This is a genomic window from Brevundimonas sp. ZS04 (assembly GCF_001956865.1).
GTDB classification, from domain to species: domain Bacteria; phylum Pseudomonadota; class Alphaproteobacteria; order Caulobacterales; family Caulobacteraceae; genus Brevundimonas; species Brevundimonas diminuta.
Map to the genome: position 1 here is coordinate 78,986 of NZ_MTHE01000005.1, position 12,398 is coordinate 91,383.

The following is a 12,398-nucleotide window of genomic DNA, read 5'->3' on the forward strand; positions in this document are numbered from 1 at the left end:
GACAGAGGCGTAAGCATGGCCAAGATCAAGGTCGCCAATCCCATCGTGGACATCGACGGCGACGAAATGACCCGGATCATCTGGCAGATGATCAAGGACAAGCTGGTCTTCCCGTACCTGGACCTCGAACTCGACTATTACGACCTCGGCATGGAAAGCCGTGACGCCACCGACGATCAGATCACGATCGACGCGGCCCACGCCATCCAGAAGCACGGCGTCGGCGTGAAGTGCGCCACCATCACCCCGGACGAGGCGCGCGTCGCCGAATTCGGCCTGAAGAAGATGTGGAAGTCGCCGAACGGCACCATCCGCAACATTCTGGGCGGCGTGGTCTTCCGCGAACCGATCATCTGCAAGAACGTCCCGCGCCTGGTGCCGGGCTGGACCCAGCCGATCGTCGTCGGCCGTCACGCCTTCGGCGACCAGTACAAGGCCACCGACTTCCTGATGCCGGGACCGGGCACTCTGACCATCAAGTTCGTCGGCGACGACGGCCAGGTCATCGAGCACGAGGTCTACAAATCGCCGGGCGCCGGCGTCGCCATGGGCATGTACAACCTGGACGCCTCGATCCGCGAGTTCGCCCACGCCTCGTTCGCCTATGGCCTGCAGCGCAACTACCCGGTCTATCTGTCGACCAAGAACACCATCCTGAAAGCCTACGACGGCCGCTTCAAGGACATCTTCCAGGAAGTCTTCGACGCCGACTACGCCGAGGAATTCAAGAAGCGCGGCCTGACCTATGAGCACCGCCTGATCGACGACATGGTCGCGGCCGCGATCAAGTGGTCGGGCGGCTTCGTCTGGGCGTGCAAGAACTACGACGGCGACGTGCAGTCGGACATCGTGGCGCAGGGCTTCGGCTCGCTGGGCCTGATGACCTCGGTGCTGATGACGCCGGATGGCAAGGTCATGGAGACCGAGGCCGCCCACGGCACCGTCACCCGTCACTATCGCCAGCATCAGAAGGGCGAGGCCACCTCGACCAACTCGATCGCCTCGATCTTCGCCTGGACCCGCGGCTTCAAGCACCGCGCCAAGCTGGACGGCAACGCCGAGCTGGCCGAGTTCGCCGATACGCTGGAGCGCGTGGTCGTCGAGACCGTCGAGTCGGGCTTCATGACCAAGGATCTGGCCCTGCTGGTCGGCGATCAGCAGTCCTGGCTGACGACCGAAGGCTTCCTGGACAAGGTGTCCGAGAACCTGAAGAAGGCCCTGCCGGGTATCGGCTGAGGCTTTTCTAGTCGGCCGCGGTCAGAAGGCTCCGCCTTCTGACCGCGGCCCGGAGCCGCCAAGACATCAAGGCCCGCCGGAGCGATCCGGCGGGCTTTTTTTGTTGGGCGCGTATCGCGTTCGCTCCCCTCAAACGCGTCGTCATCCTCGAGGAGGACGGCGTGGGGACAGGGGGACGGAGCCGCGTGAAAACACGCATTGAACCCGCCGACGAACCATGTCCCTAATACTCTTGGGGATTTTGACGCCGTTTCGTCGTCGTCTGGTCGCGTTCGTAAGGCAGGGGAGGGCCGATGAATCGCAAACTGATCATTCGTCTGGGGGTGGCTGCGGCCGCAGTCCTTGTGGTCGCCTACGCCGCATCGCCCTTGCTGGCGGCGCGGTCGTTGATCCAGGCGGCGAAGGCGGGGGATGAAAAAGGGCTGGAGCGCCAGGTGGACTTTCCCGCCTTCCGCGCCAGTCTGAAGGACGAGCTGAACGCCCGCATGATGGCCGAGATGCGCAATGACCCGCGCATGGCCGACAGCGGCCTGTCGGGCCTGGGGATGCTGCTGGCGCCCGCCATCGTCGGCGGGGCGGTGGACGCCTTCGTCACCCCGCAGGCGATCTCCATGATGGTGCAGGAGGGACGGACGCCCAAACCCGCGCTTTCGGTCGAAACGGAACCGAAGGCGAAGAGCGGCCATGACCGCGTGCGGCAGTCGTGGGGCTATCGCGACCTGGACACCTTCGCCGTCACCCTGACCCGCGACGACCAGCCGGACGAGGCGGTGTCGCTGCTGATGAAGCGCCGCAACCTGTTCGGCTGGAAGCTGGCGGCGATTGATCTGGGGGCGCCGGAGTAAGCTTCTCCTCCCCATGTAATGGGGAGGTGGATCGGCGGCGCAGCCGACGAGACGGAGGGACTGCTTGGTTCCATTGTCCTGGCCCCTCCACCGCTTCGCGGTCCCCCTCCCCATTGCATGGGGAGGAAAGAAAAAGGGCGGCGCATCGAATGCGCCGCCCTTTGTCGTTTCAGTCTGTGCGGGCGATCAGCCCTTCAGCGCGGCGCGGATGGCGTTCAGGCCGTCCTCGGCCTTCGATCCGTCCGGGGCGCCGCCTTGGGCGAAGTCGGGCTTGCCGCCTGCGCCCTTGCCGCCCATGGCGATGACGGCGTCGCGGGCCAGGTCGGCCGCATTCACCTTGCCTGCCATGTCCGGGGTCGCGGCGACGGTGATGGCCGCCTTGCCGTCGACGACGCCGACCAGGGCGACGACGCCCGAGCCGATCTGTTTCTTGAAGTCCTCGGCCACGCCGCGCAGGCCCTTGCCGTCCACGCCGTCCAGGACGCGGGCCATCAGCTTGATCCCGCCGATCTCTTCGGGGGCCGCATTGGCGCCCGCGCCGCCGCCCAGCGCCAGTTGTTTCTTCAGGTCGGCGACCTGTTTCTCCAGCGTCTTGACCGAGGCCTGCAGGCCCTCGACGCGGGCCGGAACCTCGGCGGTCTGGATCTTGAAGCCCTGGGCCAGCGAACGGGCGACATTGGCCTGATCCAGCAGGAAGCGGCGGGCCGCCTCGCCGGTCAGGGCCTCGACGCGGCGCACGCCGGCGGCCACGCCGCCTTCCGAGACGATCTTGAACAAGGCGATGTCGCCGGTACGGAAGACGTGGGTGCCGCCGCACAGTTCAACCGAATAGGCGCCTGGACCCGACAGGGCGCGGCCGATGGTCAGGACGCGGACCTCGTCGCCATATTTCTCGCCGAACAGGGCCACGGCGCCCGCCGCGATGGCGGCGTCGGGCGTCATCAGCTCGGTCGTGACCGGGACGTTCTGGCGGATGACGGCGTTCACCTCGTCCTCGACGCGGGCGATCTCCTCGTCCGTCATCGGGGCGTTGTGGCTGAAGTCGAAGCGCATGCGCTCGGCGTCGACCATCTGGCCCTTCTGGGCGACGTGGGCGCCCAGCACGTTCTTGACGGCGGCGTGGAACAGGTGGGCCGCCGAGTGGTTGGCGCGGGTGGTCGGACGCGAGCCTTCCTCGACCGTGGCGGTCACGACGGCGCCGGCGGCCAGCGCGCCCTTGGTCACTTCCAGCGTGTGAACGTGCAGGTCGCCGCCGTGCTTCTTGGTGTCGAGAACGCGGCCTTCGCCGCCGCTCCAGACGAAGGCGCCCTTGTCGCCCGCCTGACCGCCGCCTTCGCCGTAGAAGGGGGTCTTGTCCAGCAGCACCTCGACCGTTTCGCCGGTCGCGGCGGACGCAGCTTCGGCGCCGTCCTTGACGATGGCCAGAACCTTGCCTTCGCCGGTCTCGGACTCATAGCCGGTGAATTCCGTGCCGCCGTGCTGGTCGCGCAGGGCCAGCCAGGCCCCGGCCGAGGCCGTCTGGCCCGAGCCCTTCCAGTGCTCGCGCGAGCGATCGCGCTGCTCAGCCATGGCGGATTCGAAGCCGTCGACGTTGACGCTAAAGCCGCGACGGCGGGCCTCGTCCTGCGTCAGGTCCAGCGGGAAGCCGTAGGTGTCGTACAGGGTGAAGGCCGTCTGGCCGTCCAGCATGTCGCCAGCCTTGAAGCCGGTCGTGGCCTGATCGAACAGGTTCATGCCGCGGCCCAGGGTCGTGCGGAAACGGATTTCTTCCTGCTTCAACGTGTCCTCGATGAAGGCCTGGGCGCGGCCCAGTTCCGGATAGGCCTCGCCCATCTCCTGAACCAGGGTCGGCACCAGGCGGTGCATCAGCGGATCGGCGGCGCCCAGCAGGTGGGCGTGCCGCATGGCGCGGCGCATGATGCGGCGCAGGACATAGCCCCGGCCCTCGTTCGAGGGCGTCACGCCGTCGGCGATCAGGAAGGCGGTCGAACGAAGGTGGTCGGCGATGACCCGGTGCGACGGGGCGCGCTCGCCCTCGGCCTTGGTCGAGGTCAGTTCTTCCGAGGCGTTGATCAGGCTCTTGAACAGGTCGACGTCATAGTTGGAGTGGACGCCCTGCAGGACGGCGGCGATGCGCTCCAGGCCCATGCCGGTGTCGACCGACTTCTTGGGCAGTTCGCGAACGATCTCGTCGTTCTCCTTCTCGAACTGCATGAAGACGTTGTTCCAGATCTCGACGAAGCGGTCGCCGTCCTCGTCCGGCGAACCGGGAGGGCCGCCGAAGATGTGGTCGCCGTGGTCGTAGAAGATCTCGGTGCAGGGGCCGCAGGGGCCGCTGTCGCCCATGGCCCAGAAGTTGTCGTTGGTGGGGATGCGGATGATCTTCTGGTCCGCGAAGCCCGTCACCTTCTTCCAGATGTCGAAGGCCTGATCGTCGGTGTGGTAGACGGTGACCAGCAGGCGTGCGGGGTCCAGGCCGAACTCCTTGGTCAGCAGGCCCCAGGCGCTCTCGATGGCGTGGTCCTTGAAGTAGTCGCCGAACGAGAAATTGCCCAGCATTTCAAAGAAGGTGTGGTGGCGCGCGGTGTAGCCGACGTTGTCCAGGTCGTTGTGCTTGCCGCCGGCGCGCACGCATTTCTGCGAGCTGGTGGCGCGCTTATAGGGCGGCACGGCCGCGCCGGTGAAGTAGTCCTTGAACGGCACCATGCCCGCGTTGACGAACAACAGGGTCGGGTCGTTCTGCGGCACGAGCGGAGCCGACTGCACCTTCTCGTGGCCGTCGGCGGCGAAGTAGTCGAGGAAGGTGGAACGGATCTGCTTCAGGCTGGTCATGGGCGTATCGCTCTGGAACTCGGGCGCGCGGGAGGAAATATCGGAACCGGCGTCATATAGGGATTTTGCGCCGAACGCATCACCCGGCGGAGGTCAGTCTCAGCGCGGCGTCAACGGGCCGTGCAGAGCGCTACGTGAGCGGATGTGGACGTTGAGCGGAGCACCTGCCTTTACCATGACGGACTTCAACACGATGTCGTTCTGAACGAGAGGCGCGCGTTCGGCTGTCGGATGCAGCTGTGCAAGCAACAGGTAGGGCCCTGCAGGGACGGAAGGGAAGCTGAAGGCGCCGCCCGTCCCGCAAGTCGTTTCGCGTATGTAGGATGCCGATGCGGCTTCGGGCCAAGACCACCGTTCAGGTTGTTCGCTGAAGCCGTTAAGCCAATCGCCGCGCTCTGTGACGATAAGGCGGTGCTGTCGCTCTAGCAGCCAGCGCATGTGCGGGGTGTCAGGGATCAGTCGAATGAACAGTTGTTCGCAAGTCAGAGTTTCGTCCGGAATAGGTTCGACAACTCCGCTGTAACCTTGGCGATAGCTGGCTGTCAGGGTCAGACGTCCCGCGATCGGTGCGCCGGGAGCCAGGGCCCACTCGTGCGCGCTGGGGTCGAAGGCGTTGCGGCGTTCGAACTCATGTTGCTCGTGCAACTGATGAACGGCGGCGAGCGTCAGGCATCCGGAAAGCGGCAGGGCCGTCAGCATGACCGCCAGTGATATGGAGAGAGCGCGCGACTTCATTCGTTCACCATGACGAAGCGTTGCTGGGCCGTCTATGCACGGCGTGTTCGGGAGAAAGCCTTGCGCCTTAGTCGTGCAGGCGATGCGGCGAGACGATCAGGCCGTCCTCGTCAGCGTAGAGCCAGTCGCCGGGGGTGAAGATGACGCCGCCGAAGGCGGTGGGGATGTCGATCTCGCCGATGGCGTCGCGGTCCGCGCGCAGGGGAACGGTTCCAAGCGCTTTGACGCCGACGTTCATGGTGTTGATGACAGCCACGTCGCGCACGGCGCCGTGGACGACGATCCCGGCCCAGCCGTTGTCGATGGCCAGCTTGGCCAGATTGTCGCCGACCAGGGCGCGTTTGAGCGAACCGCCGCCGTTGACGACCATGACCGCGCCTTGGCCGGGGCGCTCCAGCGTCTGGCGGACCAGGGCGTTGTCATCCAGCACGCTGAGGGTGCGGATCGGGCCGTGGAAGGCGGCGATCTGGCCGAAGCTGCTGAAGAGAGTCTGGCAGACCTTCACCGCGTCGGAGTGGGTGTCGCAGAGGTCGGCGGTGGCGGGGCTGGTCATGAGGAGGCTCCGTTGGGTCGAGGCGAAGTCTGCCCGTAGGCGCCGAAGGGAAACAAGGCCGTTGCACTGAGAAACGCGTTTGATGGGCGTATCTCAACATCCGCTCATCCCGGCGGACGCCGGGATCCAGTGAGAGCGCCGCACGCATCGCCACCCATTGCCCCTCGCGCCCCGAAGCCAAAGCACTGGATCCCGGCGTCCGCCGGGATGAGCGGGAGAGAGGGCGGGGCGGCGTCTTGAGCGGGCAAAAAAGAGGCCCGCCCGACGCAGGTCGGGCGGGCCGGTCTCCGTCCGACCGGCCCCGCGGGGTCGGTAGGCGGGTCGCGAGGCGGCGAACGGAGAAGCTCTGGCCGTCAGGGGGCCCTTGCCTCCGGCCGTCATCCTCGGGCTTGACCCGAGGATCGGATCGTCAGCGCGATCACGGCTGGAAAGGAAGAGCACGCTGCCTGGTTGGATCCTCGGGTCAAGCCCGAGGATGACGGCGTTGGGGGTGGTGGGTCAGCCCTCCAGATCCTGACCTTCGTCGGGCTCGGGCGCGCCCAGCATGTCGTCGGCGATCTTGGCCGTCGACTGGCGCACCGCCTTCTCGATGGCGAGGGCCATGTCGGGGTTGTTCTTCAGGAACTCCTTGGCGTTCTCGCGACCCTGACCGATGCGGGTGGAGTCGTAGGAGAACCACGAACCCGACTTCTCGATGATGTTGGCCTTGACGCCCAGATCGATGATCTCGCCGATCTTGGAGATGCCTTCGCCGTACATGATGTCGAAGATGACCTCGCGGAACGGCGGGGCGACCTTGTTCTTGACCACCTTGACGCGGGTGGTGTTGCCGACCACCTCGTCGCGGTTCTTGATCGCGCCGGTGCGGCGGATGTCCAGACGCACCGAGGCGTAGAACTTCAGCGCATTGCCGCCCGTCGTCGTTTCCGGCGAACCGTACATGACGCCGATCTTGTGACGGATCTGGTTGATGAACAGGACGATGCACTTGGACTTGGAGATGGAGGCCGTCAGCTTACGCAGGGCCTGCGACATTAGGCGGGCCTGAAGGCCGGGCAGGCTGTCGCCCATCTCGCCCTCGATCTCAGCGCGGGGCGTCAGGGCGGCGACGGAGTCGACCACCACGATGTCCACGGCACCCGAGCGCACCAGGGTGTCGACGATCTCCAGCGCCTGCTCGCCCGCGTCGGGCTGCGACACCAGCAGGTCGTCGAGGTTCACGCCCAATTTCTGAGCGTAGACGGGATCGAGCGCGTGTTCGGCGTCGACGAAGGCGGCCACGCCGCCCTTCTTCTGGACCTCGGCCACGGTGTGCAGGGCCAGGGTCGTCTTGCCCGAGGATTCCGGGCCGAACACCTCGATCACCCGGCCGACCGGCAGGCCGCCGATGCCGAGCGCCATGTCGAGACCCAGAGAGCCGGTCGAGACGCTTTCGATCTCGGCCACCTGTCCGGCCTTGCCCAGTTTCATGACCGAGCCCTTGCCGAAGGCGCGATCGATCTGCGCGATCGCCGCCTCTAGAGCGCGTTGTTTGTCGCCGTCTTCTTTACCCACGAGCTTCAGTGCCGCCTGTGACATTGGTTTTCTCTCCCTTGCCATGATTCCCATCTGACTTCGGGAGAGACCCGCCACGGACCCGCTCCCTCGTTGAGCCGGACTATGGACACGGTTTGTTCCCGTTCGCAAGATGTTCTCGTGAACTGAACGAGAACATTTATCACGATGCGACCGATTTAGTCGTAAGTCTTACCGCCAGAAGCGCCGGGCGCGGGACAGGCGGGCGAAGGCGCGGCTTGAGGCGAGCAGCAGGACGGGGGCGCTCTGTTCGCGGCGGCCGATCAGGCGTCCGGCGGTGAAGGCGATCTCGGGAGAGGTCAGCCGGGCCTCGGCGGGGATGCGGTCGCGCGCCACGGCCAGGTCGTTGAGGGCGCCGAACGCGTCCTGGACCTGCTCCAGACCTGCGCGGAAACGCCGCTCGCGGCCGGGGCGGTCGAACAGGCCGGCGAAGAACTCGGCCGCATAGCGCAGACGCTTGACGCGGATGCGCAGACGGTGGCGACCGGCGACGTCCAACTGGTCCAGGCGTCGCCCGCCATGCTGTACGCGCCGGCTCAATCGCTCCAGAGCCTCGGCGGCGAAGGCGGCGACGGGCCGCTGTCGGCGCCAGGCGCGCACGGGGTCGGGATCGGTCCGCCAGGCGCCGGTCTCGATCCAGGCCAGGGTCTCGAACATCAGGGCGGCGTAGCGCGGCGAATCGATCGCCGCCATCGCCCGGCGATAGGCCCCGCTGCGGGCCGCCAGCAGGCGCAGGCCCAGGGGAGCGAGGTCGGGGTCGGGCGTCTCCAGCGCCGCGGGGTGGAAGACGTCGCGGATGAAGACGTCCAGATCGCGCGCGGCGTCGGTCTCATGCGCCAGCCATTTCAGCTCGGCGACGACGGGAGCGGCGTCCTCGCCCAGCAGGGGGGCGAACACGGACAGGGCGGCGCGCAGGCGACGCAGGCCCACGCGCAGCTGATGCAGGGCCTCGGGCCGCCGCACCCGGCGCAGCAGTTCGGCGTTGGCCGAGACCTGGCCCAAGGCGGCCAGGGCCGTGCGGCGCAGGGCGGCCTCGGCCGACAGGGCGCGCGGCAGGGGATCGACGCGGGCGAAACGGGGCGCGCGCTCCGACCCCTCGGCCAGGCGCCAGCCGCGCTCGGCCTTGCTCTCGAACAGGGGGACCAGGGCGATGTCGGCCGACAGGCGACGGGCCAGGGCGAACAGGGCCTGGGGCGGGCCGTCCTTCAACTCCAGTTCGAGTTCGCGCAAGGGTTCGACGCGGCCGCCCGCCGACAGCTCGCCCTCGTCATAGGCGGCCTCGATCACGGCGCCCTCGAAGGCGACCAGCCGGGCGCGGCGACGCACCGTGCTTGCGAAGCGGGGCGACAGGTCGCGGCGGCGGCCCTTCAGCAGGGCGGCGGCGGGCGTCGTCTTGACGGCCCGCCAGTCCAGGGCCTCGCTGGGGACGGGCGTCTCCCATTCGGCGCGGTTGAGGACGTCGCCGCCGGTCTGGCCCTTCAGGGTCTGGACGAAGCCGCGGCCGGTCGCGCGCACGCGCAGGCCCCAGCCGGCGCGGCGCAGCGCCTGATCCGGCGTGTCGAAATAGACGGAGCGCAGGCTCTGCACGCTGTCCTCGCCCGCCAGGGCCGGGTGAGCGGCCAGGCGCGCGGCGGCGCCGGGGCCGAGCCGGAACTTGAGTTCGATTTCCTGCGCCATTTCCTGGGCCATGCCGGACATGACGCCATTGTGCGCCCATCCCGGCGCGGGTCCAAGACGATGAAAATGATCCAACGGCCAAGCTCGCGCGTTAGGATGGGATGACTGATCTTCAGACCGCCCAAACCGTCCCGCCCGCCGAGCCGGCCAAGCCCGCCGTCCTGACCATCCGCAACGCGCGCATGGGCGACGTCGCCGGGATCAACGCCCTGGTCGAGCGGGTCTACAAGGACATGCCGCCCTATACGCCGGGGATGCTGCGCGGTCAGATCGCCACCTATCCCGACGGCCAGTTCGTGGTCGAGTTCGAGGGCGAGATCGTCGGCTACGCCGCCAGCTTCCGCATCGACGAGGCCTCGGCCATGGGGCCGCACAGCTGGGACCAGATCACCGGCGGCGGCTATGCGGCGCGACACGATCCGGCGGGCGCGTGGCTGTACGGGATGGAGGTCTGCGTCGACCCGGCCCGGCGCCGCCTGCGCATCGGCCAGCGCCTGTACGACGCGCGCCGCGACCTATGCGAGGCGCAGAACCTGAAGGGCGTCGTCTTCGGCGGGCGTATGCCGGGTCTTTCGCGCCGCCGAGCCGCCTATCCCGATCCGAACGCCTATGTCGAGGCGGTGCGCGACCGCAAGGTGAAGGATCCGATCATGGCCTTTCACCAGCGTTCGGGGTTCGAGCCGGCGGGGGTGCTGCTGAACTATCTGCCGTCGGACAAGGCGTCGCTGGGCCATGCGGCGCGCTGGGTGTGGCGCAACCCCTACTATGTCGAGGCGACGGGCAAGGGGGCGGCCTTTGCGGTGAAGGAGACGGTGCGCGTCGCCACCGTCCAGCTGCAGATGCGCAAGGTCGAGAGCTTCCGCGAGTTCATGGACAACGTCGAATATTTCGTCGACGTGGTGTCGGACTATCGCGCCGACTTCGTGGTCTTCCCCGAGCTGTTCACGCTTCAGCTGCTGTCGCTGGAGACGAAGAAGCTGACGCCTGCGGAATCGATCGAGGCCCTGACCCGCTACACGCCGCGCTTCGTCGAGGCGATGCGCGAGCTGGCGGTCGGCTACAACGTCAACATCATCGGCGGCTCGCACCCGACGCGGACCGAGGACGGCGAGATCCAGAATGTCGCCTACGTCTTCCTGCGCGACGGCTCGGTGCATGAGCAGGAGAAGATCCACCCGACCCCGAACGAACGCCACTGGTGGAACATCAAGGGCGGCGACCGCGTCCACGCCATCCCCACCGACTGCGGGCCGATCGGGGTGATGATCTGCTACGATTCCGAGTTCCCGGAACTGGCGCGGCGTCTGGCGGACGAGGGGGCGCGCATCCTGTTCACCCCCTTCTGCACCGACAACCGGCAGGGGTATCTGCGCGTGCGGTACTGCTCTCAGGCGCGGGCCATCGAGAACCAGTGCTACGTCGTGCTGTCGGGCAATGTCGGCAACCTGCCCAACGTCGAGAACATGGACATCCAGTATGCGCAGTCCTGCATCCTGACGCCGTGCGACTTTCCCTTCGCGCGCGACGGGGTGGCGGCCGAGGCCAGCGAGAACGTCGAGACGGTGACGGTGGCGGACCTGGACCTGTCCGACCTGGCCTGGGCCAAGGCGCAGGGGACGGTGCGGAACCTGCGCGACCGCCGGTTCGATCTCTACAAGACGGTGTGGACGGACGGGGGCTGACCTTTACCCCTGCTCGTCCCGGCGGAGGCCGGGATCCAGTGAGAGCGCGCGCACAGGACTTGCCTATTCAGGCCGCGCGTTTGAGGCCAAAGCACTGGGCCCCGGCGTCCGCCGGGACGAGCGGTGATTTCGTGACCGGCCTTCTATTCCGGCCGCCGCGCCGGGCTGTCCCGGAACCGGGGCGCAGGCGCGGGCTGCACCACGCCCTGGGCGGTGACGAAGGCCTCGCGGGCGCGGTTGTGCGGGTGGTCGGGCGCCTCGGTCATGGACAGGACGGGGGCGACGCAGGCTCCTTGCGCGTCGGGATCGCTGCACCAGCCGTCGCGGGTGCGGGTGCGGAAGACGGCGGCCAGCTTGTCCTTCAGCCTCGGCCACTGGGCCGGGTCGAAGGGCATGGCGAAGTCGGGATCGCCGCCCAGCCCGGTCAGCCGCATCAGGGCGATGTAGAAGGCCGGTTCGATGGCGCCGACGGCGACGTATTTGCCGTCCTTCGTCTCATAGACCTCGTAGAAGGGCGCGCCGGTGTCGAGCAGGTTGACGCCGCGCTCGTCGCGCCAGGCCAGGCTGGGCGGCAGGGGCGCGGGCAGGTTCTGGCGGAAGCCCCAGATCATGCTCATCAGCAGGGCGGAGCCGTCGGTCATGGCGCAGTCGACGACGTCGCCGCGCCCGGTGCGCTGGGCCTTCAGCAGACCGGCGACCATGCCGAAGGCCAGCAGCATCCCGCCGCCGCCGAAGTCGCCAACCATGTTGATCGGCGGGGTCGGCTTCTCGTCCGCCCGGCCGAAGGCGTGCAGCGCGCCCGAGACGGCGATGTAGTCGATGTCGTGGCCCGGCGCCGGGGCCAGCGGTCCGTCCTGACCCCAGCCGGTCATGCGGCCGTAGACCAGGCGCGGATTGTCGGCCAGCAGCGCGTCGGGGCCGAGGCCGAGACGCTCCATCACGCCGGGACGAAAGCCCTCGATCAGGCCGTCGGCGGCGCCGGCGAGGTCGCGGATCAGGGCGGCGCCCTCGGGCGTCTTCAGGTCGGCCTCGACCAGACGGGCGCGGCTGCGGTTCAGGGGATCGCGCAGGTCGGGCGCGGCGCCGGGACGATGGACCAGCACCACCTGCGCCCCGTGATCGGCCAGCATCATGCCGCAGAAGGGGGCGGGGCCGATGCCGCCGATTTCGATGATGGTCAGGCCGTCGAGGGTTCCGCTCATGCCCGCCACTGAAGCCGAGGCGGGCGGCCCCGTCCAGCTTGCGCCGTCCGGGGCCGCCTCT

9 protein-coding genes are annotated in these 12,398 nt (G+C 67.9%); 3 read left to right on the forward strand and 6 right to left on the reverse strand.

All coding sequences use genetic code 11. The features are described 5' to 3' along the window. Nucleotides 1-15: 15 nt before the first annotated feature. Nucleotides 16-1,236, forward strand: a complete 1,221-nt coding sequence (locus BJP32_RS08335; RefSeq protein ID WP_003166034.1) for an NADP-dependent isocitrate dehydrogenase — start codon at nucleotides 16-18, stop codon at nucleotides 1,234-1,236. Between the two features lie 293 nt (nucleotides 1,237-1,529). Further along, complete coding sequence (locus BJP32_RS08340; RefSeq protein WP_003166033.1) at nucleotides 1,530-2,081, forward strand: DUF2939 domain-containing protein; 552 nt, start codon at nucleotides 1,530-1,532, stop codon at nucleotides 2,079-2,081. Nucleotides 2,082-2,267: 186 nt separating this feature from the next. On the opposite strand, the gene alaS is transcribed toward BJP32_RS08340, so the two are convergent. From alaS to BJP32_RS08365, 5 genes are all read right to left on the reverse strand, one after another. Beyond that, nucleotides 2,268-4,913: an alanine--tRNA ligase gene (gene alaS, locus BJP32_RS08345; protein ID WP_046652176.1), complete on the reverse strand. Its 2,646-nt coding sequence runs from the start codon at nucleotides 4,911-4,913 to the stop codon at nucleotides 2,268-2,270. Between the two features lie 99 nt (nucleotides 4,914-5,012). Then, a complete protein-coding gene (locus BJP32_RS08350; RefSeq protein WP_003166031.1) occupies nucleotides 5,013-5,648 on the reverse strand; it encodes a carboxypeptidase regulatory-like domain-containing protein in 636 nt (211 codons plus the stop codon). A 67-nt stretch (nucleotides 5,649-5,715) separates the two neighbouring features. Further along, entirely contained in the window at nucleotides 5,716-6,201 is a 486-nt protein-coding gene (gene rraA / locus BJP32_RS08355; RefSeq protein WP_046652175.1) for a ribonuclease E activity regulator RraA, read from the reverse strand. A gap of 498 nt (nucleotides 6,202-6,699) precedes the next feature. Beyond that, nucleotides 6,700-7,779, reverse strand: coding sequence for a recombinase RecA (gene recA, locus BJP32_RS08360; protein WP_040346130.1), 1,080 nt, complete (start codon nucleotides 7,777-7,779; stop codon nucleotides 6,700-6,702). Between the two features lie 168 nt (nucleotides 7,780-7,947). Continuing rightward, the gene (locus BJP32_RS08365) at nucleotides 7,948-9,474 is read right to left on the reverse strand and encodes a CHAD domain-containing protein (RefSeq protein ID WP_083673938.1); all 1,527 of its coding nucleotides are present in this window, start codon (nucleotides 9,472-9,474) and stop codon (nucleotides 7,948-7,950) included. An 80-nt stretch (nucleotides 9,475-9,554) separates the two neighbouring features. On the opposite strand from BJP32_RS08365, the gene BJP32_RS08370 reads away from it, so the two are divergent. After that, a complete protein-coding gene (locus BJP32_RS08370; RefSeq protein ID WP_076223646.1) occupies nucleotides 9,555-11,135 on the forward strand; it encodes a bifunctional GNAT family N-acetyltransferase/carbon-nitrogen hydrolase family protein in 1,581 nt (526 codons plus the stop codon). Between the two features lie 143 nt (nucleotides 11,136-11,278). Here the strand turns inward: BJP32_RS08370 and BJP32_RS08375 are convergent, their stop codons facing one another. Next, nucleotides 11,279-12,337, reverse strand: coding sequence for a CaiB/BaiF CoA-transferase family protein (locus tag BJP32_RS08375; RefSeq protein WP_076223647.1), 1,059 nt, complete (start codon nucleotides 12,335-12,337; stop codon nucleotides 11,279-11,281). Nucleotides 12,338-12,398 lie beyond the last annotated feature (61 nt).